Here is a 26,818-nt window from a genome sequence, read left to right as displayed (position 1 = left end):
TATATTCAATGATATAAGGCTATATGCTATGAATATTTAAGTACATTTTAATTTAATATTTTAGAAATAGATATATATTTAAATACTAAGAAAATATAAATTAAATCAAAGATAAAGCAAAAGCTACCTAATATTAAGACAAGATTATTTTCAAGTATAATACCAAATAGTATAGTTGGGGTTAAGGTTCCAATACATTTACAGATTGCAATAGTACGGTTTTGACCTAATAAACTATTTCGTTTAAATAACAAAGAAATAAATAAAAGTGACATTATTAAGTTTTGTAAAAAAGCAGAATACCAAGCACCTAAGCTAGTTTCTATAAATGACGAAACTAAAGGTAAGCTTTTAGATGTTGATTCTCCAAATTCAATAAGGAAGCCATATTCTATAATAAATGACATAGCAAATATTAAGATTGACCAAGGAATAAAATACTTTTTAAAGGCTGTTTCTTTAAAATCATTTTTCCCATATTTAAAATAAGTATAAATTATTATAAAGTCAAAAATACACCAAGTTAAATTAACATAATTTTGGATATTAGTTATACAAGTTGAAAATCCTTTAATGGTATAAATAAGCTCCCAAGATATATTTAGAGATAATGCAAATAAAGGCATTGAATAAGTCTTTTCTTTAAATCCAGTTCTAATCATTGAAATATATACAATGGTCCAGCATATTCCACTTATTAAAGATAAAATTAGCCCAAGTATTGTCATAATATACTCCTTTTATATTTTTAATTTAGGATAGTATATTATTGAGTTTTTTTATTTATGAATACAAATAATATTTATACTAAATAGTTAGATGTATTATTACATAATAAAGGGGATAATTATACATAACATGTTTTGGCGATTATAAGATGTGTTAAAAATGTAATTATATTAAATCATCATTAATTTAACGGTGGAGCTTTTGGCCCTGAAGGTGGAATTATTGTAACAGTTATATTAATTATTTCTTTCTTTATTGTAAGAGAATACTATAAAGATAAAAATATAAATAATTTTTTAAATGACAAAATAAATAGTATTATATAAAAAATATCTTTAAATTAGAAATAATAAAAAATTAATAAAGTAAAAACACCTAATAAGAGCAATTAAATTCTATTAGGTGTTTTTGCATTTAGAATATTATAAATTTCACTAGTTTACTTTGATGATAAATGTGAGATAAATGATTTCTTAAAATCTGACATATTTGATTTTTCGTGAGGGGCAAGATTTTTTAAGTATAAGGAGGAAAGTTCCTTAATAAGTTCTATAAACATAGACTTTAGTTCAGCGTCCATGTTTTTTATTGCAGATATTATAATAGGAATATTTTTCTTGCGGTTTTGAGAGAGTTCAATAAAACTTTTAGAGCTAGTTGAATTTAGTATATCAAATAAGGTATTTATAAGTATCTTACGTTTATTATCATCAACTTCGCTTAACCATTTATTTAAAGTATCATTTGTATATTGTGCACTACTAGAGATTTTTTCTAAGTAATTAAAATCACAATTTGATATTTCCCAAGAAAAAGGATTATGTTGTTTTAATCCACCAAATTTATTGCTTTTTATTACATGATAATCTTCATGATTTTCTAATAGCATTCCAATAAGTGATGAATGAGGAAGTGTTTTGTGAATTTTATCTTTTATACTATTAAATTTATCACTTTGTATTATTTCTTTTCTAAAGCCAGGTCCATCATGACTATAAATACTTTTAATACGAGTTGAAATTCTATAATTACAATTCATAGCTGAGTAAACAGCAATATTTCCTCCTTTTGAATGTCCTCCTATATAAAGGTCATGGGGAATTATTTTAGCAATAGTATTAAGATAATTCACCCCTTCTATTTGGGATGGAACAGGACTTGTAAAAGCCATATTAAAATCCTCTTTCCATCCTACGACAGTATAGTCTGTACCACGAAAAGCAATGTAAGCAGCAGTATTATTTAATATAAATGTTATAGCTGAAAATTGTTTTTCAAAAGTAGAATCAGTTTTAGATATATAGTAATTTATTCTTATATCTCTAAATCTTGGACTTGCAGCAAGTGCAAAAAGTAAGGCTTTAGTATTTGTTCCATAAGGAATGGAGTCAAACATCTTAGGGAAACATTCGGTTTTAAGCAAATCTTTAAAAGTAATATGTTTTTTGTTTTCATGGACATGTCCTACTAGACTTCCAAAGTTTATATAGCAAATTTGAGAAAGAACTAACGAATCTACAGGATTAAAAGGTTTTTCAGTTATTGTATGTAACTCATTCTCTACATAATTAATTATATTATCCATAATTATCTCCGTTTAAAATATTAATCATAATTAAATATAATATTTTTTATAATATTGTTTTGTTTCAAAAAAAAATAAAAATACTAAAAAGGATATTTAAAAATTATCTAAAAAGGTATTTTAAATAATAATAAGAACTTTCTTTGGAATATTATAGGAAAAAAGGTTGACCTATGGAATTTATTTAATATAAAATATAAATATATATGCAAATAAGAGAGTTGATATTAGAAATGGTAATAAGAGTAGATGAAGAAATAGTTGCGTTAGACGAATTAAAAAGTGATGGTCAATATGCTAAAATATTAAGTAAAAAAATAAATCTATTAAGTGTAGTTGAAGCAAAGGATGTAATAGATAAATTAATAAATTATTGCAAAGAAAATGATTTACAGCAAGCTTATCCATGGTTTTTAATTGAAAAGGGAAAAGTTTATTATAAGAACATGGATTTTGAAAATGCAATAATATATCATATAAAAGCTTTTAAATTATTTAAAATTCAGGAAGATAAAGATGGTATATTGAACTCTATAGTTTCTCTTATAGCTGATTATGGTAGAGATGGCAAGTATGATTTAGCAATGGAATGGGCATTAAAGGGCATAAATCTTGCTGAAGAGTATAACAATCAAGAAAGCCTAGCGGCCATTAAAGTAAATATGTCAGGGTTATATATGGAATTAGAAGAATTTGATAAAGCAAAAGAAGTTTTAGATGAATTAATAAAAGCAGCTTATTTTGAATATAGAGAACACGAAGTTATTACTTATATAAATAAAGCAGAATGTGAGAGAAATTTAAAAAATTTAGATGAGGCTGTTAAGTCTATAAAAAAGGCATATAAGATTTCTAAAGATTATGCTCCTAAAATACTATTTAATGTTTTAGTAGTTAAGGCAAATATATATGTAGAGAAACAATGGTATAGTGAAGCAGATGATATTTATAAAGAAGCTTTATTAATTGCTAAAAATATAGACTGCTTTATATGGGTTGTAGAAATATTATTTAATTGGATTGCTTTAGATTTAAAGATGAAAAACTTTGATATTGCTATATCTAAGTTGCAGGAAATTGAAAGTATACGAGAAAATAATGGGGCAAGTATAGATGAAGCATTATTTTGTAAGTTTTCTAGTGAAGCTTATAAAGGTTTAGGAATGTATAAGAAAGCATATTTTTATTTGGAAAGATATGTGGAATTTAAGAAAGAGGCTGAAAAAAATAAAAATATTAAGCTAGATATATTAGATGATAAGAAGCAACAATTAATAGAAAAGACGTATAAGGTGTTATATAAACAAGCAGAAGCTTTATATAAAGTTGGACAAAGTATAATATCAAACTTAGAAAAAGAAGATATTTTAAATGTTATAATAAGTGAAGTAAAAAGTTTAATTGAATTCGATTTACTTCAAATAGTTATTTATGATGAAAGTATTTGTAAGTATAAATATGAACTTATTTTAAAGGAAAAAGAGAGAATATCTGTAGATAATAGATATGTTAATGAAAATACTTTTACGTCTTATTGTATAAATAATAAGAAAGAGATATTAATTGGAGATATTATAAAAGAGTATAAAAAATATATAAGTGGAGACATTGAGGCTTTAGAAAATAATAAAATAGATCAAAATTTAGAGTCGGGAAGAATTGCTCAATCCTTAATGTTTGTTCCAATAATTATAGGAGAAAATATAATAGGTGTTATTAGCACTCAACATTGTGAAAAAAGTAAGTATGGAATTAAGGAGTTAACAACTTTAAAAATATTATCTACTTATATAGGAATTGCTTTAGAAAATTCAAGATTATATAAAGAAGTTAAATATTCTGCGACTCATGATGTATTGACAAATATATATAATAGAAGAGAAGTACTTAAAAGATATTATAAATTACATAACAAAGGAAAGCATGAGGGCTTCAATTTATCTGTAATGATGATTGATATAGATAATTTTAAAAATATTAATGATGTATATGGTCATCAATGTGGAGATGAGGCTATAAAAAATGTAGCAGAAGCTATAAATTATTCTATTAGGAAATGTGATATAGTAGGAAGATATGGCGGAGAGGAATTTTTGGTTGTAGTTGTTGATACTGATGATACAAATACAGAGATTATAGCAGAAAGAATTAGACAAAACATAGAAAATTTAAATTTTGTTTTCGAAGATAAAGGACAAGTTGATTTAACTATAAGTATGGGGGTTAAATTAATTGATAATTATGAAATACAAGCAAATAAGATAATTGGTATTGCTGATGAAGCTTTATATAAAGCGAAAAATAGTGGGAAAAATAAGGTTATAATTTCAGAGAAATAAAAAGTAAAGCTTGCACCTTAACTTTATGGAGCAAGCTTTACTTTTTTTAATGTTGCTTATAACCATTACCAGCACCAGTTTTAGCTTTTATTTCATGTAAATTAAGCTTTCTATCGGAAGCATGAAATATTGCATGAATTTTATGGCTCTTATGGGCGTAGGCTCTGGAATCAGAAATATTTTCTTTTATATTATTACTTGAAAGATCTTTAAAACCATTACCAGCACCAGTTTGAGATTTAATTTTATGTAAGTTTATTTTACCTTCAATATTTGTAACTATATCATATATTTTTTTAGATTTATTAGTGTTATTGATAAGTGAGCTTTTAGAAGTAGAAGTATGATGTTTAAATCCATTACCAGCACCAGTTTTAGCTTTTATTTCATGTAAGTTAAGGTCAGTATTACTTTCATTAAGTACTTGAGATATCTTTTCACTTTTTGACATAATTACCTCCTAAATTATTTAAAAGTTATGTTAATATTGTTTTATGTTAAATAAAAATAAAAATACATTATTTAAAGGAAATTAATATTGTAAATTATTTTGAATAAAAGAATTTTTTGTATTATAAGTAAATATAAGAAGCTATTAATAAGTTGAAATAAGAAAAGGTTTGCTCCATAATGTATCGTAAAATACAAAGGTATGGAGCTTTATTATAAATAAAATAATATAAATTATACAAAAGCTTCACCAGACTTATTTAAATAATCTAATTCAGATAATGCACTAACTCTAAGTAAATTCATAAATATAGCTACCCAGTATGAAAAATATAATTTTTGGTATGGTGAAAGTACATAAGTATTTTCGGTAGCTTCATTTTCAAAAATTTTTTCTTCTAATCTTTTTGCTGAAACTATAAATAGTAGTATATATCCATATAAAATTAGTTCGCCACCTTGAAGAGTTATAGAGGTAGCAGTTTGGCCAGTGTTATTTATACCTAAGGTATCAAGAATATCTATATTAGATCCGTACACAAATAAGGCATATCCGATTACTAAAAGGGAAGAACCGAGTTTCTCAAGATTTGCAAGTTGTATATCTAAATCATTTAAATAATTTTCTATGTCTTCAGCCATAGTATCTTTATTCTTACATTTCAATTTAATATCCTCCATGTATTAAGTGATAAAACTTTAGTTACTTTAATTTAAGTAAGGTTAAAAAAATATATCTAGAATCTTATATTATAAATAGAATATAGCTTTATAAGTAATAGTAAATTCAATGAATATATAAAGAAAAGTTAGTATATAAATACTATTTTAATATATGATTTTTATGGCTGTTTTGTACGAAAGATAAAGTATAGATAAAAATATATAAATAAAAAGTAGAAAAATAAAATACGAAATATTTAGTATAAATAAAATAATAGGATTAATTTTGAAAGTAGATTAATATAATCTAATATGTAAAGGTATACATTAAATGTTTGGAGGGATAAATATGAAAATAAAAGTTAATTCACTTTCTATTAAAAAAGATTCAAATTTATCTAATGAAAAGAAATTTATAGTGTGGGATTTAAAGTTTAATGTAGAGGCAGAAACCTTAGTTAAGGATAAATATGATTCTGATATTTTAAAATGTATCAAAGGAGCAATTAATGAAAATAATAATGTAATATCATATAATGAATTAAGTGAGGTAGTAGATAGTAATTGTATTATAGGAAATAATTTTTGGAGTGAGGAGAATTTTCTAAAAGCATGTAAATTTGAATATAGAGATTATTTAGATTTTTCAACTTGCAAAATTTTATATGAATAGAGTTTTAATATTTATAATAAAAAATAGTGTTATTGCATAACACTATTTTTTATTTATTTTAAAGTAGTATTTTTATAGTTTAAGTATTATTAGTAAAATGTAAAATTAAATGATGAATAAAAAGTTTAAAGTATACATAAATTTTAAAAATACGATTATGAGGGGATAAGAAAAAAGTATGAGTGGGTTTGAAATTTTTACAGGTATATTCGGAGGATTAGGTTTGTTTTTATACGGAATGAAGCTGATGGGGGATGGCCTAGAAAATGTCGCAGGTGAGAAGTTAAAAGGTATATTAGAAAAAATAACAAATAATAAAATGATGGGTGTTTTTGTAGGAACTATAGTAACAGCTGTGATTCAAAGTTCTAGTGCAACTACAGTTATGGTTGTAAGCTTTGTTAATGCAGGACTTATGTCATTAATACAAGCAACAGGTGTTATATTAGGTTCTAATATAGGAACAACAATAACAGCACAAATGGTAAGTTTTAAGCTAGAAGTTGTAGCACCAATATTTATAGGAATAGGTGCGATATTAATGTTAGTATCTAAAAAGAAAAAGATACGAGATATTGCTGTGATTTCAGTAGGTTTTGGGATATTATTTATGGGGATGAACTTAATGTCATCATCTATGCAGCCTATAGCAGAACTAGAAGTTTTTAAAGAGATAATCATAGTAATGGGGAAATATTCAATACTTGGTGTCTTAGTTGGTGTTGTAATGACAGCTATAGTACAAAGCTCTTCGGCAACAACATCAATATTAGTAGCTTTAGCTTCGGCAGGAACAATTGATATGAAAATTGCTTTTCCTATAGTATTAGGATGTAATATAGGAACTTGTGTTACAGCCATAATAGCATCTTTAACGGCAAATAAAACTGCTAAAAAAGCAGCTCTTTTACATTTATTATTTAAAATATTTGGAACTATAATATTTTTACCACTTTCAGCTTATGTTATAAGAATTGTAGCATATTTAACCCCGTATAATTTAGGTAGGCAAGTTGCCAATGCTCATACAATTTTTAATATAGTGATAACCATAGTTGTATTACCTATATCAAATTATTTTGTTAAGTTTGTAAATAAGGTTTTACCTGATGATGAGAAAAAAGAAATATGTGGAGCAATATATTTAGATAAAAAGCTCTTAGAAACTCCTGTTGTAGCAAGTACTCAAGTAGTCAAGGAGACTGTAAGAATGGCCCAAATTGCAAGAGATAATTTTCAATTAGCAATGAAAGCATTTTTTTATGGAGATGATAATGATATAAAAAATGTATATGAAAATGAAAATATTATTAATATATTAGAAAAGGATATTACTGATTATTTAGTGGAGTTTTCACAACATAATTTACCTAAGGAAAATGCAGAGTTAATTAGTGAAGTGTATCATACCATTAATGATATAGAAAGAATAGGGGATCATTGTGAAAATATTGTAGAACTGGCTATAAATAAATTTAATAATAAAATTGAAATATCTAAAGAAGCATTAAATGAGATTAAAGAAATTTTTGAAGTAACTTTAAGCTCTGTAGATATAGCTATAAGAAGATTTATTAAAGAAGATGAAAATGAAGATGAAGTTGTTGATGAAGTAGAAGAGCGCATAGATATGCTTGAAAGAAAATTTAGAAATAATAATATAATAAGATTAAATTCTAAGAAATGTTATACAGATGCAGGATTAATATTTTTTGATTTATTATCAAATTTAGAAAGAATTGGGGATCATGCAAATAATATAGCTACAGTTAAAGAAAATCATAACCATAAGATTCATGTTTAGTGATTTATAAATTAGAAAAGTAGTAAAGTTATAAGAAAAATTTATGTTTTGTATAAAATTATTTTTATATAAAATGTTTATTATAAATTTTGTTATATAAATAATTAAAAACTCATATAAATTTAATATGTAAATGTTCAGATTAAATTTATAGGGGGAGCTATAATGCAAAAATTAAATTACTGTTTAGATTGTCAAAGAGTATTCACAATAAATGATAAATGTGAGTATTGTAACTCAACTAATATTAAGGAACTAAAGAGAGGTAAATCTGTAAATGTAATTGGTAGCAAAAGTAAAGGTAATTATTTAAGATATAAGGAAGGAAAGGTTAGTTTAATAATTTATACAGAAGATAATAAAAAGTTAATTAAAGAATATGATATATCTAATATAAGGAAAATATTATAATATCAAATTTAGGCCAAAGGTTATTTTACAAAATATGCCTTTGGTCTAAATTTTAGCAGAGATTATTAAAATTAGGTTTAACATAAAAGATTTCATTTAATAAAGACTATAAAATTAAAATTGACAATAAAATTATATAAATTGAATTATATAACAGGAAAAGCTATACATAAACAGGATAAAATGCTATAATTAAAGTAGAAAAATGTCGAATGAATTATAGGTAATTAAATGATAAAAAAACTTTCAAGAAATATAATTGGAGATTTATCCAAATATAATAACTATACTGAAGAACAAGAAGAGCAAATGGAATATACTCTTAGAGTATTTTTATATGAAGTTATAAAAATTATAATTATTGTGCTGATATTAGCTGTGTTTGGACATTTAAAAGAGGCTATATTAATACTTGGAATTATGTCAATTACAAAACCATTTATAGGCGGATATCACGAAGACAGCCAAATTAGATGTTTTTTGGCTACATTCATTTTGGTATTAGCAATTATTTTATTAGCAAATACTAGTGATTTAAGTTTAGTAGGCTGTTTTATAATAAATTTAATGAGTATTTTTTGTGTATATAATAAGGCGCCAGTTATAAATTATAAAATGCCTTTAACTAGAAAAGATCTTATTAAAAGAAATAGATTTATAGGAATTACTAATATAATAATTTTAAGTATAATTTCATTAATTATGTTTAAAGTTAAATGGTTTTCTCAAATAATAGTATGGGCAAATATTATACAAGTTATGTTTATGTTTAATAAATATGGAAAGTAAGCATAGGATTAGGAGGTGAAGGTATGAAACTAAAAAAATACTTAGGATGTTTTATATTAATGTTAACAAGTGTAATGATAAATTCAGGAACAGCATCACTACTTACAATAGGTGTAGAAGAAATACCAGACTCAATGAAAGGGCTAAGATAGTTTTAAAATGATATTTTTAGTAGATTTAATAAACACTGTATTACAATATGTTATGATTATTGGTATAATAAATTTTTGTGTTGATGAAAAAAGTAAAAAGAATAAGTTTGAAATGATGATTTACATAGTAATTTTATGTATAGTTACTGTGATTATATCTTCAATTATGGGAGCTTCGGGTTTAGGCGCTATTGTAAGCCATATAGTTGTTATGCTTTTCGGAGCAATTACATATAAGAAAGATCATTTAGGAGCAACAATAGGATTTAGTATGATATATTTTGCTATATGCATAAATTTATTAATTTGCTCTAATATATTTTTCCCATTTATTCAGCCAAATTTACCAGCAGAGTATGTAGAATTAGGTATGGTAATATTTATGTACATGCCACAATTTATAATGGCATTTTTGGTGCTTAGTAAAAGGGAGTTATGCTATAAAATTTATAAAAGTATTAGGTCAAAAGTATCATCTATAGTAACATTGATTATAATAACTGTAGTAGTGGATTTTATAGCATCTTTTAATAGCATAATTCATGGGAGAGATAATCCTATAATGCAAGAGATAATATTTATATTATTAGGAGTTTTTATAATTGGAATTACTATATATTTTTCTTATATAGAGAAAAAGGCAAAGGAAATAGACTTATTAAATGTAGCCTTAGAAGAAAAAATAAATGAACTTAAAAAGGTTAAACATGATTATGGAGCTCAAATTTCATACCTTTATGGTCTTCATCTTATGGGTAAGCATGAGAGGTTAGGAGAGTTATTAAAAGATATAATAAATGGACATAATACTATTAAACAAGAGATAAAGATAGCAAATAGTGATTGCTCAACTATAGCTATGATTATGAGTAGTATAGAGCATACAGGAATTAATGTAATTATAGATGAACAAGCTAAATTAGAAGATACAAGTTTAACAGAGTTAGAAATACAAAGAGTTATATCTAATATTGCGAGAAATTCTGTTACAGCTATGAATAAAAGAGGAATTATAACTATTAGAACATATTACGGAATTAAAGATGTTATTATTAAGATTACAAATGATGGTCCTAAAATAGATGATAATATTATAGAAAAAATATTTAATGCTGGATTTACAACCAAAAAAGATATAGATAAAGAACATGGTTTAGGACTAGCTATAGTAAAAGAAATTATAGAAAATCATAGAGGAACTATATCTGTACATAGTACCGTAGAAATAACAGAATTTATTATTAAACTACCAAGGGTAATGGATATTATAAAAGTTAATGAGATAAGCTAGAATTAGTTTATCTCATTAACTTTTTTATTTATATTTCTATTAGTAATTAGTTTTATATTAAAAATAGTAAATTAAGTTTTTATTATATGAATTTATTTTTAAGAATAGAAACTTTTTAATTTATTATTTGTATAGGATACATACTATGAATTAAGTGCTTATGTGACTTAATCACACATTTTATATATTTAAGGTATAAAATAGTAAATAATATATATTAAATATTAAAAATATTTAATAGCTTAGAATTTTAGTTATTAGGGGGAAGTATAAAATATGATTAATGAAATTAATAGCAATATAAATAGTAATATAAATAAGCTTTATGAAACATATCCAATACTTGCACAAATAGATGAAAAAAATGAAGGAATTTTAAAAGAAAAAACTATATTTAAAGAACTTATTGCTGATGAATATTTAACTGCAAATGAAGGAGAGTGTATGGGATTCTTATTTGTTATAAGTGGAATGATAAAGATTAGTAAGATAAATGAAAAGGGCGAAGAAACTAATCTTTATAATATAGAAAGGGGTCAGTTATGTCATGAAGCACTAAGCTGTTTTATGAATTGTAAATCTTTAAATATTATAGGAAAAGCAATTCAAAATTCTAAAATATGTGTTATTCCATTTGATATAGTAAATAGATATCTATTACAAGATAAACTATTTTTACAGTATATATATAAGGATTTATATGAAAAATTTAAGCTTATTATAAATGTTAAGGAAGAGGTTAAACATGAATCTTTAGAGAAGAGATTAGTTAAATTACTTATTGAAAAAAATAGTAGAAATATTTATATAACACATAATGATTTAGCATTCGAGCTTGATTCTGCAAGAGAAGTGGTAAGTAGAAGGTTGAAGGAATTAGAAAGACAAGGATATTTAAAATTAAGTAGAGGAAAAATAACAATAGAAAAAGATTTAAATGATATTTTAAGGTGATATAATCACAAACTATTTTTAAAATGCAGAATAAACTATAGTAGTAAGGTAATTACACAAAGAAGTTTAAGAGAAAATTTTTAAAAATTATACGAAAGATAAAATTAAAGTTTTGGAGGAAAAATTTTATGTTTGGATTTTTTAATAGAAATAGTGGAAAAGTAGTTAATGTAAATGATATTGATAATTTAATTGGGAATATAGAGCTTATAGATATAAGAGAAGCTTATGAGTATAAAGAAGGTTCAATAAAGACAGCAAAAAATATACCGATGCAAACACTTTTAAGTAACCCTGATAAGTACTTAAAAAAAGATAAGGAATATTATATAATTTGCCAATCAGGGGGAAGAAGTTCTATGGCTTGTAATGATCTTAGAAAAAAAGGGTTTGATGTAATTAATGTTGATGGTGGAGTTGGTTCTTATTTGGGAAAGCATAGAGATTAAGTAAAGTATAAATAGGGATAAAAGAGTTAAGATACATTACCCAATCAATGAGTTTAGTGATAGTAATAAAAGATGTACTTAATAAATTAAGTAGTTAGAGAATTTAGGATAAGGGATAGGTGAAGTAATATGAAAAAAAGAATTTTAATTGTTGGTGGAGTTGCTGGGGGTGCATCAGCTGCTGCAAGACTTAGAAGAAATAGTGAAGATGATGAAATTATAATGTTTGAAAAAGGTCCTCATGTATCATTTTCAAACTGTGCTCTTCCATATCATTTAAGTGGAACAATTCAAAGTGCAAATAGATTAGTTTTAATGAGTCCAGAAAAGTTTAAAGCTCAATATAATATAGAAGCAAGAGTTAGTAGTGAAGTTTTGTATATAGATAGAGAAAATAAAGAAATTGAAATTAAAGATTTATTAAGTGGTGAAATTTATAAAGAAAAGTATGATAAGCTTATTCTTTCACCAGGGGCAAAACCAATAGTTCCTAAGATTAAAGGAATAGAAAATATTAATGTATTTACTATAAGAAATGTTGTAGATATAGATAGATTAAATAAATTTATTAAAGATTTAAATGTAAAAGATGTAGTTGTAATTGGCGGAGGTTACATTGGAGTTGAAGCAGCAGAAAATTTAATTAAAGGTGGATATAATACATCTTTAATAGAAGCTACACCACAAATATTAAAACCTTTTGATTATGATATGGTTCAAATACTTCATAAAGAAATGGTAGACCATGGGGTTAATTTAATTGTAGAGGATAAAGTTGCTAAATTTGAAAAAGATACAGTTGTTTTAGCTTCAGGAAAGGAAATAAAGGCTAATGCTGTAGTAATGGCTATAGGGGTAGCACCAGAAGTAGAGCTTGCAAAGAATGCAGGAATTAAGCTTGGTGAAACAGGAGCTATAGCTGTAGATGCAAACTATAAAACAAATGATAAGGATATTTATGCAGTAGGAGATGCTATAGAAGTATATAATGCATTAACTCATAGCTATACTAAATTATCACTTGCAGGTCCAGCACAAAAGGCAGCAAGAAGTGTAGCAGATAATATAAATGGAAAGGTTACTGCAAATAAAGGATATATAGGTTCAAGTGCAATTAAAGTATTTGACTATAATGCAGCATCAACAGGATTAAATGAGTCTTTAATAAATACTTTAGGGATGAAAATAAATTATGATATAGTTAGAATATCAACAAATGATAAGGTAGGAATAATGCCAGATTCAGCACCTATGCACTTTAAGCTTATATTTGAAGTTCCAACAGGAAGGGTTTTAGGGGCACAAGCTATAGGAAAAGGAGATGCTGTTAAGAGAGTGGATGTAATTGCAACAGCTATTAAGTTTAAAGCTACAGTGGAGGATTTAAAAGACTTAGAATTATGTTATGCGCCACCATTTGGAACAGCAAAAGATGTTGTAAATTATTCTGGATATGTTGCATCTAATCTTTTAAGTGGTTCATTTAAACAAGTTAATGTTGATAAAGTAAGGGATTTAGTTGAAGAAGAGGCTTATATAGTAGATGTTAGGGAAAGAATGGAGTTTGAAAACGGTCATATTAAAGGAGCGATAAATATTCCTCTAAGCGAACTAAGAGAAAGGGTAAATGAAATTCCTAAAGATAAGCCAGTTTATTTACATTGCAGAACTGGTCAAAGAAGCTATAATGCAGCTTTAGCTCTTCAAAATTTAGGATATGATAATGTAATAAATATAACAGGAAGCTTTTTAGGTTTATCTTTCTATGAGGCATATAATGATAAATTAAAGACTAGAGAACCTATAGTAACTAATTATAATTTTAAATAATTTATAGTAATATTAACTCCTAATATAAATACAAATATTGTATTTATATTAGGAGTTTTTTTATATTTACTTAGAATTTTTAGAAATAGTAATAATTAAAACAAGACATAATACATTAGTGGATGTATAATTATAGTAAATAAAGTAAAAAAAGCAAAAGAAGTACATGGAAGGAGAGATAAAATGAAAAAAAAACTACTTATTATAGTATTGTTAGTTACAACGATTATTTTACTTATAGCTGTTGGAGTATATGCTAAAAGTATTAGCAATCTTAAGCTTGAAATTGAAGGTGTAGATATTAGCAAAGATGAATATATTCGTGCCATGAATAGTAAAAAATATGATATTACGCAGTATTTTATAAAAGAATATGGTGCAAAGATAACTAAGAATTTTTGGGAAGAGGAATTTAATGGCGAATATCCATATAAGATGCTTGCTGATAGTACTATAGATGAATTAGTAAGAATTCATAGTATTTATGAAATAGCGAAAGAAAATGGGTATGTTTATTCTGCAAAATATGAGGACTTTATAAACCGTTTAGAAAATGAAAATAGGACAAGAGCAGAGAATATAAAAAATGGTAAGCCCATATATGGACTATCTAAATATTCAGAGGATTTATTTTTAGAATATGAAACAGACCAACTTCAAAAAACTTATTGTAATGATTTAAGTAATGAACGTATGGAAATTACAAATAATGAAGGAAAAGAATATTATGATAAAAATAAAGATAGATTATTTATAAAAAATGATGATTTTGAGCTAGCTTATGTAAAGGTATACTATGGATATTTAGAGTTAGATGATGAAGAAGTCAAAAATATAAAAAAACATATGATAGAGATAAGTAAAAAGATTGATGATAATAATTCATTAACAAGCTTAGTTGAAAATGATGAAGTATTAAAAGAGTATTTTACAAATGAAACAATTTTATCAGAAGAGTTATCGGCAAAGGCGAAGATTATAGAAGACATAATAGAAATTTCTATGGAACTTTATAGTGGAGATGTAACACAAGTCTTAGATCAAAATGGGTGTCTATATTTGATACAGTGTATCAATAGAATAGATTATGATTATATTCCATATGAGGAGGTGGTGGATAATGTGAAAAAGGCATTGCGTGAAGAACATTATGACGATATTGTTGCAAAGCGTGCTGAAGGTTTAAAGGTTATTAAGGATGATAATAACGTATATAATTTCACAAAAAATAATATAAAATAGGGGGATAGTTATGCGAAAAACAATGTTACGGTCACTTAGTTTAGTACTTACTGTAGGTATATGTACTTCTTTATTTACAGTAAAAGCATATGCCGCAGATGATAATAAACGTACTATAGGTAGAGATTATTATATAAGTAGCATTAGAGGAGATAATAAGAATGATGCAACTACTGAAAATAAACCATGGGAAACATTAGACAAGCTTGAAAGAATAGAATTACAGCCAGGAGATAGGGTATTGTTAGAATCAGGTTCTGTATTTAATGGATTTATTCATCTAAAAGATGTCAGTGGTACAAAGGAAAATCCAATTGAAATTACTAAATATGGTGGTGATATAAAGCCAATCATTAATGGTAATGGGGAAGGGATTTGGTATCAAGATTATATACAGTCAATGGCTAATTCTGGTCATAGAAGTAAGGGATATGTTTCTTCTACAATATTACTTTATGATACTGATTTTATAAATATAAATAATTTGGAGATTACTAATAAATCAGATGATTTTAATTACTTAAATTCAAATGATAAAGTGTCAGAAAGAATGGATCGTACAGGTGTTGCTGGTATTGCAAAAAATGGTGGAACTATGGAAGGTATTCATTTAGAGGATTTATATATCCATGATGTAGATGGAAATATTCAAGATAAACACATGAATAATGGTGGGATCCAAATGAATGTTTTAAAGCCAGATAATGAGACTGAGACTGGAATAGCAAGATATGAAGATATACTAATAAAAGGATGTCATGTTAAGGATGTATCTAGAGGGGGAATTATTTTTGGATACACCTATAATCATAGTAAGTTTACTGGAGCTGAAATTAGTGATGAGATAATTGAAAAGTATGGACACAGTAAAATTACAATAGAAGAAAATTATGTACAAAATCCAGGAAATGATGCGATTTGTGTTATGTACTCAAATAAACCATTAATACAAAAGAATGTTTCTGATAAAGCAGGAGTAGATATGTTAGAGTATAGCTATTGGCAAAACTTCTGTGCAACAATTTGGCCATGGAAATGTAAAGATGCCATTTTTCAAAACAATGAGGCTTTTGATACAATAGGACAAAATAATGGAGATGGACAAGCGTGGGATATTGATTGGTCCGATGGAACAATTTATCAATATAATTATAGTCACAATAATGGTGGTGGAGCTATGCTTATATGTTTAAATGAAGCATATAATGGAACGTTCCGATATAATATAAGCCAAAATGACTTAAAAAGTTTAATTACATTTCAAGGAAATCCATTAGTTAAGATATATAACAATATATTTTATATTGGTGGAGATTTAGAAACTAGAATTCATAATCTGCAAAGCGAAAAGACTACAGGAGAAGGATATTTAGCAAATAATATTTTCTATAATGTTAGTATAGCTAATCCTAATGATGAATGGGAGCCATCAAATAATAAAGAGTTTACACATAATATATATTATGGATATAATACAGTGCCTAGTACAGATAAATTTGCTATAACTGAAGATCCTATGTTTATAAATCCGGGATCAGCTCCAATAACTACAATTGGGAGTGTAAACGATTTGAATGTGTTTGATGGATATAAGCTTGAAGATAGCTCACCAGCAATAAACTCTGGAATATATATTAATGGAAATACAGATAGGGATTTCTTTGGAAATATAATTGGCCTTATACCTGATATAGGGGTATATGAAACAGATATTGGTAATGAAGAAGCTGTAAATGAAATTTATTCAGATATTTATAATATTAGTGAAGATACAATTAGTGGTGTACAGAATAAAACAACGGTAAAAGATTTTTTAAATAACTTTAGATATTCCAATGGAGTTAAGCTATCTGTAAATAACGAGAATATAACTGTTGATGAGAGTGATTTTATAAGCAATAGATATAAATTAAAAGTAGAGTTTATAAATGGGACTATTAAAGAGTATAAAATTAAAATTGAAAAGGTAATTGTAGAATATAGTCCAGAGGGAATGGTAGTCACAGCAGGTAGCGTAGAAATGCAGAATGTTCAAAGACCAGCATCAAATGTTTTAGATAATAACACTTCTACAGTATGGCATAGTTTATGGGCAGGAGATACATTAGAAAATCTTTGGATAACAATTGATATGAATAAAGTACAACCTATATCAATGTTAAAATATGTTCCTAGACAATCTGGAGGAAGTAATGGAATTATTACAAAGTATGAAATTTATGTGAAAGAAAATGAAAGTGACCAATGGGTTAAGGTTAATACAGAGGGAGATACGTGGGAAAATAATGGTGAAACTAAATATGCATATTTTGAAACTTTAAATGCACGTTTTGTAAAACTTCAAGTTGTTGAAAGTGTGTCAGATTCGGAAAAGAAGTTTGGGTCAGCAGCTGAAATAAGACTAGGATTAGAGAAAGAGAATTAGGAGGTGATAAGTATGAAAAAGAAAATTCTATCTATAGTGTTAACAGGTGCAATGGTATTTCAAGTATTTACTTCAACATTAATAGTTAAGGCAGAAACTATAAAGAATGAAATAGGTACAACTTATTATGTAAGTACATTAAATGGAAGTGATAATAATGATGGATTATCGGAAAATAAGGCATTTTATAGCTTACAAAAGATTAATGAAATAGAGTTAGAAGAAGGTGATAAAGTTCTATTAGAAGCTGGTTCAGTTTTTACAAATGACTTTTTACACATTAAAGGTAGTGGTTCTGAAGAGGCTTCAATTGAAATTGATAAATATGGAGAAGGAAATAATCCGAGAATTGATACAAATGGGCAAGGTATATGGTATCAAGATTATGGAAAGCAATTAGGAAATGTTTCTCATAAGTATAAGGGCTATGTGTCATCATCAATATTATTGTATGATGTAGAGTACATTAATATTAAAAATTTAGAAATAACTAATAATGCTCCAGAAATAGAAGCAGATTATAATTCTTCACAAGTTATGAATCGTACAGGGGTTGCTGTAGTAGCAAAGGATAAGGGAACAATTGATCATATTTATTTAGATAGTTTGAATGTTCATGATGTTGTTGGAAATGTATATGATAAGCATATGAATAATGGAGGAATTTATTTTACTGTATTTTTACCAACTAATGAAGAGGAGACAGGAATACCAAGGTATAATGATGTGAAAATTGAAAATTGCATAGTAAATAATGTTAATCGATGGGGAATTGCAGTTGGATATACAGCGTATTTTAATAAGTTTTTAGGTGGAGAAATTTCAGATGAGACAATAGCAAAATATGGTTCAACTGGAGTTGAAATAAGAAATAATTATGTAAAAGATGCTGGTGGAGATGCTATTACAACAATGTATTGTGATAGACCAATTATTGAGTATAATGTATCAGATGGTGCAGCAAGGCAGATAAATGATGTAGATTATAGTGAAACAGGATTTGGTAAGGTTGCAGCAGCAATTTGGCCATGGAAATGTAAAGATGCAGTATTTCAATTTAATGAAGCTTTTGATACTTGTATAAATGGAGATGGTCAAGCTTGGGATGCAGATTCAGGTGATGGAACAATATATCAGTATAATTACAGTCATAATAATGGTGGTGGAGCTGTGATGATTTGCCTTGGAGAGGCTGTTAATTCAATTTTCCGATATAATATTAGTCAAAATGATTTAACAGGTATATTAAATTTACCAAGTCATCCAAATGCACATTTTTATAATAATACATTCTATATTAAGGAGGGTGTACCATTTATCCGTTCAGGTATGACTGGAGGAGTTGCAGTAATAGAAAATAATATTATTTATAATGCTGGAGCTGAAAAGTCAGAAGATTGGACAAAGGGCGGAACTAAAGCAACTTATAGTAATAATTTATACTATAACTATACTAATGTACCAGATACTGATACCTGTGCAATAGTAGGAGATCCACAGTTTATAGATGGTGGAAATGGTCCTATAGCATATACAGGAAGTGAACCAAGTAGTGGAGAAAATATTATCAATGATTTAGTTGCTTTTGAGGGATATAAACTGCAAGATAATTCTCCAGCAATAAATGCAGGTAAAACAATTGAAAATAATGGTGGACGCGATTTCTTTGGTAATAAAATAAATGGAGATACTGATATTGGAGCTTATGAATCAGATATCATTGCAGCTAGCAATAATAATGACATTAAAGGAACTATATATATGCTTGATGAGGTCAATAAGGTTTTATATGTTCCAAGTTTAGAAAATAATCCAATGACTGTAGCTGAAATTAAAGAAGGAGTGGAAATCCATAGTGATGCTACTATTAGAGTGTTTAATGATGAAGCTGAAATAGAAAGTGGAAATATAGAAAGTGGGATGACTTTTAAAATTATAGCTGAAAATGGTGAAGAAAATATATATTCAATTGATGTTAAAAATAATTATCAATGGGCACTAGACTATACAGGTAAACAAGGTAATGTTTGGTTTGCTCAAAAGAAAGCTTTAGGAAAATATTATAATCTTACAAACTATAATACTCAATATCCACAATGGGATGGAAATAATTATGGGGGAGTAGGTATTGCAGCTGCAAATCATTCAGTAGTGCCAACGGAGCATACACATGGCTTATTAATTGATACTTTAGGTACAGCACAACGTGAAGAGGGATATTCTATGGTTTATAGAGTTCCTAAGTCTGGAACAATAACTTTATCAGTTAAAGATGATGAGCCATATTTACGTCAAGCAGGAAATGTAGGTGGAAAAGTTAAGTTAAGCTTTACTATTAATGGAGAAGAAATTAACTCATATGAATTATCAGAAAGTCTAGTTAAAGTAAATGTTGAAGCTATGGAACTTGTTGTGAATAAGGGAGACTTTATTCGCATAGAAGCACAAAATATAGAAAATCCATCAAAACCATCTATTTATATTACACCAAGTATTCAATATAAAGATATTGAAGAACCTGAAATTTCAGATGAAGAAAAGGTAGATTTAAATAAAAATGGTAGAGTTGATATAGGTGACTTAGCTATTGTATCAAAATACTATGGAAAAAATAAACCAGAGTATGATTTAAATGGAGATGGCTTAGTTAATGAATATGAAATCAAGTTTATAACTAATATTATATTAGAAATTAAGTAATTAAAAACTTCTAGGATAAATACAAATATTTGTATATTTCTTAGAAGTTTTTCTTTTTAGAGAAGTAGAATAAATAAAATATAATAACTATGATTATGAAATAATATTTAAAAGAGCTGTTGCTTGTTGATGGGAAAGAAAATATTAAATTTATTATAGGTATTTTAAAGTGAATAATTTGCAAAAATATAAATACTCGTTAACAAAATCCATATATGATTATAAGATAATAATAGATATATTTTTAGGAGGAGTATTGTGAGAAATATATTAAATAATGATTACAGAAGGATAAAAAGAAATGTTATACTTGCTATACCTAGTTTATTTATATTAAGTATTCCAATTCACTTGGTATATAACTTAACAGGTAAAATACAAATTGTTGGAGCATTCGCTCCAGTAAATGAAAGTGTAGCAGAGCATTTTAAATTGGCAATTCTTCCTTTAGTTTTATGGTGGGTTATAAGCTATTATATACTAAGAAAAAAAGTTGATATAGATTTTAAAAAGTGGATATTTTCAGCGTCAATTGCAACCTTAATGATACCTATTGTTATTGCAACCTTTTATTATACTTATACAGGAGCATTAGGAATATCACTATTAATAATAGATATATTTTCATTATTTTTAGCACTGTTAGTAGCACAATGTCTAGGATTTCACATATATAAACATATTAGAATCACAAATGAAAAATTTTATATAGGATTACTTATTATCATAATACTAATATCATGTACTATAATATTTACATTTTATCCCCCACATATTCCAATATTCAAAGATACAAAAACATTGCTATATGGCATTCAAATTTAATATTATTAATTAAATTTAATTTTTAGTATTATCTATTTATTGTATTTTCAAAAAATAGTTTTATATAAAAAAGTTTATGATATTTTCCTAAGAAACATTGGTGAATTTGTGGCTAAATTATAATAGTTCATAAAGATAATATCATAAACTTCTTCTATTGACGTTGATTGTAATTTAACTAAATAAAGATTTAATTTCTGTTAGATGGCGTATAGCTAGGTCGTAGCCGTGATCATATCCTGCTTTTAGTTTATTCACATCTTTTTCGAAACTTTCGATTGATTTATCTGCATCAGGTCTTAGAATTAGTGCTTTACCTTGCTTTTCTAATTCTTCACAAAATTTAACTGTTTCGTTATAAGTATCATGTCTTGTTAAAAAAGGTTCTTTTAATTTAGGATATTTATTGCATAATAATTTTGAAGCATAAACATTTTTTTTACTAAATTCTTTTTTATAGCCTTTTGGTCTAGTTAATATTATTAAGTGTTTTTCATTTCCATCAAGTATTGCTTTTCTTATTGGAATAGGATCGCATATTCCACCATCATAGTATTCTTCACCATTAATTTTTATAACAGGAAAAAATACAGGAATAGCGCAAGTTGCTCTAAGCATAGTAGCTTTATCATCTAAGTTTTTTCCATCAAGGTATTCTGTTTTGCCTGTTTTAGCATTTGTTACTCCAACTAAAATCTTACCATCATATTTTTTATATGTATCCATATCAAAAGGAACAAGCTTATTTGGAATTTCATCAAAAACAAAATCTAATCCAAAGATACTTTTACATTTAAGAAAATTGCTATATCCAAAATATTTTTTATTATTTCTATATTTGGTTACTACTTCTAAATTTCTTCCTCTTTGTTTGGAAATATAAGATACACCATTTGTAATTCCAGCAGATACGCCAATGCAATAAGGAAAAATAATATTATTATCTAATAGTGCATCTAATATTCCGGCTGTAAAAATTGGTCTAAATGTTCCACCTTCTAAAATTAAACTAGGCATAAAGTTATCCCTCCTAAAAATCATTATTAAGATATTATAAATGAAAAGTTAAATTAATACAAATTATGGAATGAAATTTCTTTGGTGTATTTATAAATATATAATTTGTTAATATTTAATATGTATTAAATTTGGTCTATAATAGAAATGAAATATTTATAAGAAGGTGAAATTATGTTTTTTATAGGAATATTTGGTGTAGATAATAAAGAGAAAGAAATTAAAATATTAAATAATATAGTTTGTAAAAATTGTAATATTTCAAATGGTGGAAAATTAATAAAAACCTTTACTTATTTTCATTTTTTCTTTATTCCTATTTTTAAATGGAATGAAAAATATTATGTAATATGTAGTGGATGTAATTCTATTTTTAGCATTTCCAATGAAAAAGGAAAAGCAATTGAAAAAGGTGAAAATATAGAAATTACTTACTGGGATTTAAATGAGGTTAATGATAATTATAGCAATTATTATGCTATACAAAGATGTCCTAAATGCAATAGAGAAGTAGATAGAACTTTTGAATATTGTCCATATTGTGGTGAAAAAATTAAATAGTTAAAATTTCAGATATTCAGAAGAAAGTAGATAGATTTAAATTATAAGTTAACTGAAAGTTTAATATGTTAGTATGTAGCAAAGTTATGAAACGGCAAAAGAAGTAAAAAGTATAAAATTATTGGAAAGATTACTAAAATAAATTTTATTATAAAAAGATGCTTTTTGCTTTTTTTATATTATAATAATAATTAGAATGAAAAATTAAGATAATAAAGTAATGGGAAAAGGAATATTTTATTATGAAGAAGAAATTAATTAGTAACAGTATATTAGGAGTTATAGTATTAGTTGTAGCAATTTGTATTATATCGGTTAAAAAAGTTACAATAGATATAAATGGAAATAGCAAAGTTGTATATACATATGAGAAAAATTATCAATATCTATTACAAAAGGAAAATATAAATTTATCATCTGAAGATGAGGTATCAGTTGATTTAAATGAAGAGATAAAGAGAAATTCGACAATAGTTATAAATCAAGTAAAAAATATTACTATTATTTTAAATGGAAATATTCAAGAATATAAAACAAAAAGCAATACTGTTGGACAAGTGTTAAAGGAATTAAATATTTCTATATCCAATAATGATAAAATTAATAAAAATATTGAAGATTATATAGTAAATAATGATGAAATAGTTATAAATCAATTAACTACAAAAACAGAGGAAGTCTTAAAAGATATAGATTTTAATGAAAAAACAGTAACTGACTATAAAACTCCAGTTGGTGAAACTAGAGTTATTAAAGAAGGAGAAAATGGACAAAAAAAAGAGTACTATACAGTTGTGTATGAAGGAAATAAGGAAATTAGTAGAACTTTAATTAAAGAAGAGATAGTAAAAGAGCCTAGTGAAAAAATAATTGGAGTTGGAAATTTTGATGCAAATAGTCTAACTGTTTGTGTAAATAAAAAAAGTCAATTATCACAAGATTTTGTTCCTTCAGATTTAGTTTTACCAAATGTAAGAATGGCAGTAAGTTCTGATAGATTATATATGAGGAAAGAGGCAGCTAATGCTTTAGAAAGCTTATTTAATGCAGCAGATGCTGATGGTATATATCTTTATGCTGTTTCAGGGTATAGATCATATTCATATCAATCAAGCATATATAATCCATACTCAGGATATTCAGCGCCACCAGGAGCTAGTGAACATCAATTAGGATTAGCTATGGATGTAACAGCAGCTCAATATGGAGGCAATTTAGTTACTGAATTTGGTTATACAGATGAAGGAAAATGGCTTGCAGAAAATGCTCACAAATACGGATTTGTTGTTAGATATTTAGAAGGAAAAGAAGATATAACAGGATATTATTATGAACCATGGCATATTAGATATTTAGGAGTAGAGCTTGCAACAGAGTTAAAAGAAAAAGGCCTAACCTTAGAAGAATTCTACGGGGAATATTAAGGTAAAGCGAAAAAAGAATGAGATAACTATAAGAAATTATAATAATTTCTGAAATGTTATCTCATTCTTTTTTTTATTAATTTTTATCAACAGGTTCTTGTTTTTTTACTACGAAGAAAGCTATTATTAGACCTATTAATGTTAGTGTTGCAGTTGAAGCAAAGGAAATATTCATTCCGTGAACTTGTGCTTTTAATGGATCTTTAATGCCAGAGGAAAGACTTACTTTGCTCATTAGTGTTACAATTATTGAAGTTCCTATGGAACCAGCAACTTGCCTTAAAGTATTATTAGCTGCATTACCATGAGCATAAAGTCTTTTATCTAAACTGTTTAAACCAGATGTTGTTAGTGGCATCGTAAGCATAGAAATTCCTAGCATCCTTATTGCGTATACAATAATTACATAAGTAATAGTTGTAGTTGTTGTTAAGAATGAAAGCCCAAATGTACCTAATGTAAGTATTGTTAATCCTGTTAGAGCAAGATATCTAGCACCAAATCTATCAAAAATCTTACCTGTTATAGGGTTCATAATTCCCATTACTATGGCTCCAGGCATAAGTATTAATCCTGTATTAAAAGCAGAAGAACCCCTAACATTTTCAAGATACATAGGTAGTATTAATTCTGATGAAATAAGTGCTGCATAGGAAATCATTACTATTATAGTTGAAAATGTAAAGGTGCTACTTTTAAATACACTTAAGTTAAGCATAGGCTCCTTCATACTTAATTGTCTCCAAACAAATATTATAAGAAAGATTATACCTATAATAAGTGCGAGATATACATTAGGATTACTCCAAGGATAATTTCCTGCATTACTAAAGCCAAAAAGTAATGCACCGAAGCCTATTGTAGAGCCAATAAAGGAGATGATATCAAAGGATACATCTTTATTCTCAGTTACATTTTTTAACAAAAAGAAAGCAAGAATTAAATCTACAATTGCAAAGGGAGCTGTTACATAAAATAGATTTCTCCATGGATATCTATTTATTATCCAGCCGGATAAGGTAGGACCTATAGCAGGAGCAAATGCAAGAACAATACCTACTATACCCATAGCAAAGCCTCTTTTTTCTATTGGGAAAATTATTAAAAATACAGTTTGCATTAATGGTACTATTATTCCACTGGCTAAACCTTGGATAAGTCTAGCAGATAACAACATTGGAAAATTAGTTGCAAAAGCGCCTATAAAGGTTCCTATGGTAAAAAGCCCCATAGCTATAAAAAATAAAGTTCTATTTTTAAATTTATCTATAAGAAAAGCTGTAAAAGGAATTACTATACCAGTAGCAAGCATATATCCTGTACTAAGCCACTGGACGGTAGATACACTTATATCTAAATCCTTCATTATATCTGATAAAGCAACATTCATAAAGGTACTATTTAAAAAGCAAACAAAAGAACCTAAAAGAAAAACTCCGGCAATAATAACTACATTATAATTTTTATTGCTATTTTTTACTTCGCTCATAAAATCACCTCATTTTTAAATTTGGAGTTTCGCATACATAGTTATATTTCCAAAAGTAAAATAAACTTATACTACTATATAGAGACATATATATGTAGTATAAAACTAATTTGCAAGTAATGTAAAAAGGTGTTATTATATTTGTAATGGTATTAATGTATATAGTGAGTAATATTTATTTGTATAGAAATGAGGTGATAAATTATGAAAAAAACAATTATTTTTATAATGTTAGTAGCAATGAACTTTTTTATAAGTTGTGGAAATAGTACTAATAGTGAAATTACAACACAAAAGGAAAATGAAATAGTAAGTAATAATGAAGAAAATAGTGATAAAGAAAATGATGAAGGAAAAGAAGAACAAATTATTAAAATAGAAGATAATGAAGAAGATGAAGTAGTTATAAGCAAGTCACAAGCTTATTTGGATAGATATTTTCAGTTAGAAAAAGAATTAGAAGATTCTTTAGCGGGTAAGTATAGTGGAACAACTATTGATATGAAGGAAGCAGTAAGTATTGAATATGATAGTTGGGATGAGTTATTAAATGAAATATATGGGGTATTACAAGAACAATTATCAGAAGAAGAAATGAAAGCTGTTAGAGAAGAACAAATTCAATGGTTAACTATAAGGGATTCAAAAGCAGGGGAAAGTGCAAATGAGGTAGAAGGGGGTACAATGGAACCTTTAGTATATGAATCTAGTCTTGCACAAAGCACAAAAGAGAGATGTTATGAATTAATAAATAATTATATGAAGTAAAAGTTATTATTAGAAAAACTATATATGAATATAAATAATTAAAATTCATGTATTACTATTGGTTAGTTTTATTAAGTAAATTTGATAAAAATTGAGGTGAAAATATGGAGCTTAGCCCTAAAGGGATAAACATTCAAAATATAGAGCCTTGCTATAAGTTAATAAATGAATTAGATTTAGATATAGTTCAATATAACTTTGATGTAATTATAGAAAAATGTTATAGGAAGCTTTGAAGTAATAATAGA

Annotated in this window: 24 protein-coding genes; 18 read left to right on the top strand and 6 right to left on the bottom strand. The window is 26.4% G+C overall.

Annotation, left to right across the window (positions count from 1 at the left end; translation table 11 throughout):
- Nucleotides 1–47: 47 nt before the first annotated feature.
- A complete protein-coding gene (locus tag LPC13_RS09590; RefSeq protein WP_005215418.1) occupies nt 48–728 on the bottom strand; it encodes a transmembrane-type terpene cyclase in 681 nt (226 codons plus the stop codon).
- A 440-nt stretch (nt 729–1,168) separates the two neighbouring features.
- A complete protein-coding gene (locus LPC13_RS09585) occupies nt 1,169–2,314 on the bottom strand; it encodes a DUF2974 domain-containing protein (protein WP_005215416.1) in 1,146 nt (381 codons plus the stop codon).
- Between the two features lie 206 nt (nt 2,315–2,520).
- Here LPC13_RS09585 and LPC13_RS09580 point away from each other — a divergent pair, with 206 nt between their 5' ends.
- On the top strand, nt 2,521–4,653 hold the full coding sequence (locus LPC13_RS09580; RefSeq protein ID WP_234088768.1) for a sensor domain-containing diguanylate cyclase: 2,133 nt from the start codon (nt 2,521–2,523) through the stop codon (nt 4,651–4,653).
- 46 nt (nt 4,654–4,699) lie between these two features.
- Here the strand turns inward: LPC13_RS09580 and LPC13_RS09575 are convergent, their stop codons facing one another.
- On the bottom strand, nt 4,700–5,104 hold the full coding sequence (locus LPC13_RS09575; protein WP_195245054.1) for a hypothetical protein: 405 nt from the start codon (nt 5,102–5,104) through the stop codon (nt 4,700–4,702).
- Nucleotides 5,105–5,337: 233 nt separating this feature from the next.
- The gene (locus tag LPC13_RS09570; RefSeq protein ID WP_040420020.1) at nt 5,338–5,769 is read right to left on the bottom strand and encodes a hypothetical protein; all 432 of its coding nucleotides are present in this window, start codon (nt 5,767–5,769) and stop codon (nt 5,338–5,340) included.
- Between the two features lie 346 nt (nt 5,770–6,115).
- Here LPC13_RS09570 and LPC13_RS09565 point away from each other — a divergent pair, with 346 nt between their 5' ends.
- The 13 genes from LPC13_RS09565 (at nt 6,116) to LPC13_RS09510 (ending at nt 21,311) form a co-directional block, all read left to right on the top strand.
- Complete coding sequence (locus LPC13_RS09565) at nt 6,116–6,439, top strand: hypothetical protein (RefSeq protein WP_040420018.1); 324 nt, start codon at nt 6,116–6,118, stop codon at nt 6,437–6,439.
- 178 nt (nt 6,440–6,617) lie between these two features.
- Nucleotides 6,618–8,243: a Na/Pi cotransporter family protein gene (locus LPC13_RS09560; protein ID WP_005215406.1), complete on the top strand. Its 1,626-nt coding sequence runs from the start codon at nt 6,618–6,620 to the stop codon at nt 8,241–8,243.
- Between the two features lie 165 nt (nt 8,244–8,408).
- The gene (locus LPC13_RS09555) at nt 8,409–8,654 is read left to right on the top strand and encodes a hypothetical protein (RefSeq protein ID WP_005215404.1); all 246 of its coding nucleotides are present in this window, start codon (nt 8,409–8,411) and stop codon (nt 8,652–8,654) included.
- A gap of 231 nt (nt 8,655–8,885) precedes the next feature.
- Nucleotides 8,886–9,443 carry an accessory gene regulator B family protein gene (locus LPC13_RS09550; RefSeq protein WP_005215402.1) on the top strand — a complete coding sequence of 186 codons (558 nt, stop codon included), beginning with the start codon at nt 8,886–8,888 and terminating at the stop codon, nt 9,441–9,443.
- 23 nt (nt 9,444–9,466) lie between these two features.
- Nucleotides 9,467–9,595: a hypothetical protein gene (locus LPC13_RS16990; protein ID WP_005215401.1), complete on the top strand. Its 129-nt coding sequence runs from the start codon at nt 9,467–9,469 to the stop codon at nt 9,593–9,595.
- 7 nt (nt 9,596–9,602) lie between these two features.
- Nucleotides 9,603–10,886, top strand: coding sequence for an ATP-binding protein (locus LPC13_RS09545; RefSeq protein WP_005215399.1), 1,284 nt, complete (start codon nt 9,603–9,605; stop codon nt 10,884–10,886).
- Between the two features lie 276 nt (nt 10,887–11,162).
- On the top strand, nt 11,163–11,840 hold the full coding sequence (locus LPC13_RS09540) for a Crp/Fnr family transcriptional regulator (RefSeq protein WP_005215398.1): 678 nt from the start codon (nt 11,163–11,165) through the stop codon (nt 11,838–11,840).
- Nucleotides 11,841–11,968: 128 nt separating this feature from the next.
- Nucleotides 11,969–12,289, top strand: a complete 321-nt coding sequence (locus LPC13_RS09535; RefSeq protein ID WP_005215395.1) for a rhodanese-like domain-containing protein — start codon at nt 11,969–11,971, stop codon at nt 12,287–12,289.
- A gap of 129 nt (nt 12,290–12,418) precedes the next feature.
- A complete protein-coding gene (locus LPC13_RS09530) occupies nt 12,419–14,119 on the top strand; it encodes an FAD-dependent oxidoreductase (protein WP_195244526.1) in 1,701 nt (566 codons plus the stop codon).
- A 183-nt stretch (nt 14,120–14,302) separates the two neighbouring features.
- Entirely contained in the window at nt 14,303–15,361 is a 1,059-nt protein-coding gene (locus LPC13_RS09525; RefSeq protein WP_005215392.1) for a hypothetical protein, read from the top strand.
- A 10-nt stretch (nt 15,362–15,371) separates the two neighbouring features.
- Nucleotides 15,372–17,786 (top strand): discoidin domain-containing protein, encoded by a 2,415-nt coding sequence (locus LPC13_RS09520; RefSeq protein ID WP_234088767.1) that lies wholly within the window; start codon nt 15,372–15,374, stop codon nt 17,784–17,786.
- Between the two features lie 12 nt (nt 17,787–17,798).
- A complete protein-coding gene (locus tag LPC13_RS09515; RefSeq protein WP_005215386.1) occupies nt 17,799–20,486 on the top strand; it encodes a dockerin type I domain-containing protein in 2,688 nt (895 codons plus the stop codon).
- Between the two features lie 258 nt (nt 20,487–20,744).
- The gene (locus tag LPC13_RS09510) at nt 20,745–21,311 is read left to right on the top strand and encodes a DUF6512 family protein (RefSeq protein ID WP_005215385.1); all 567 of its coding nucleotides are present in this window, start codon (nt 20,745–20,747) and stop codon (nt 21,309–21,311) included.
- Between the two features lie 174 nt (nt 21,312–21,485).
- Here the strand turns inward: LPC13_RS09510 and LPC13_RS09505 are convergent, their stop codons facing one another.
- On the bottom strand, nt 21,486–22,328 hold the full coding sequence (locus LPC13_RS09505) for a patatin-like phospholipase family protein (RefSeq protein WP_195244521.1): 843 nt from the start codon (nt 22,326–22,328) through the stop codon (nt 21,486–21,488).
- 174 nt (nt 22,329–22,502) lie between these two features.
- On the opposite strand from LPC13_RS09505, the gene LPC13_RS09500 reads away from it, so the two are divergent.
- Both LPC13_RS09500 and LPC13_RS09495 read left to right on the top strand, forming a co-directional pair.
- Complete coding sequence (locus tag LPC13_RS09500; protein WP_005215380.1) at nt 22,503–22,889, top strand: zinc ribbon domain-containing protein; 387 nt, start codon at nt 22,503–22,505, stop codon at nt 22,887–22,889.
- 242 nt (nt 22,890–23,131) lie between these two features.
- Nucleotides 23,132–24,313: a D-alanyl-D-alanine carboxypeptidase family protein gene (locus LPC13_RS09495; protein ID WP_005215379.1), complete on the top strand. Its 1,182-nt coding sequence runs from the start codon at nt 23,132–23,134 to the stop codon at nt 24,311–24,313.
- A 76-nt stretch (nt 24,314–24,389) separates the two neighbouring features.
- On the opposite strand, the gene LPC13_RS09490 is transcribed toward LPC13_RS09495, so the two are convergent.
- Nucleotides 24,390–25,802: an MDR family MFS transporter gene (locus tag LPC13_RS09490; RefSeq protein WP_234088766.1), complete on the bottom strand. Its 1,413-nt coding sequence runs from the start codon at nt 25,800–25,802 to the stop codon at nt 24,390–24,392.
- Nucleotides 25,803–26,006: 204 nt separating this feature from the next.
- On the opposite strand from LPC13_RS09490, the gene LPC13_RS09485 reads away from it, so the two are divergent.
- Nucleotides 26,007–26,570, top strand: a complete 564-nt coding sequence (locus tag LPC13_RS09485; protein ID WP_005215375.1) for a lysozyme inhibitor LprI family protein — start codon at nt 26,007–26,009, stop codon at nt 26,568–26,570.
- 104 nt (nt 26,571–26,674) lie between these two features.
- A complete protein-coding gene (locus tag LPC13_RS16985) occupies nt 26,675–26,806 on the top strand; it encodes a hypothetical protein (protein WP_005215372.1) in 132 nt (43 codons plus the stop codon).
- Nucleotides 26,807–26,818: the final 12 nt, after the last annotated feature.

The organism is Clostridium celatum, assembly GCF_021412605.1.
Classification (GTDB): domain Bacteria; phylum Bacillota; class Clostridia; order Clostridiales; family Clostridiaceae; genus Clostridium; species Clostridium celatum.
This window is presented reverse-complemented; position numbering and strand designations above follow the sequence as displayed.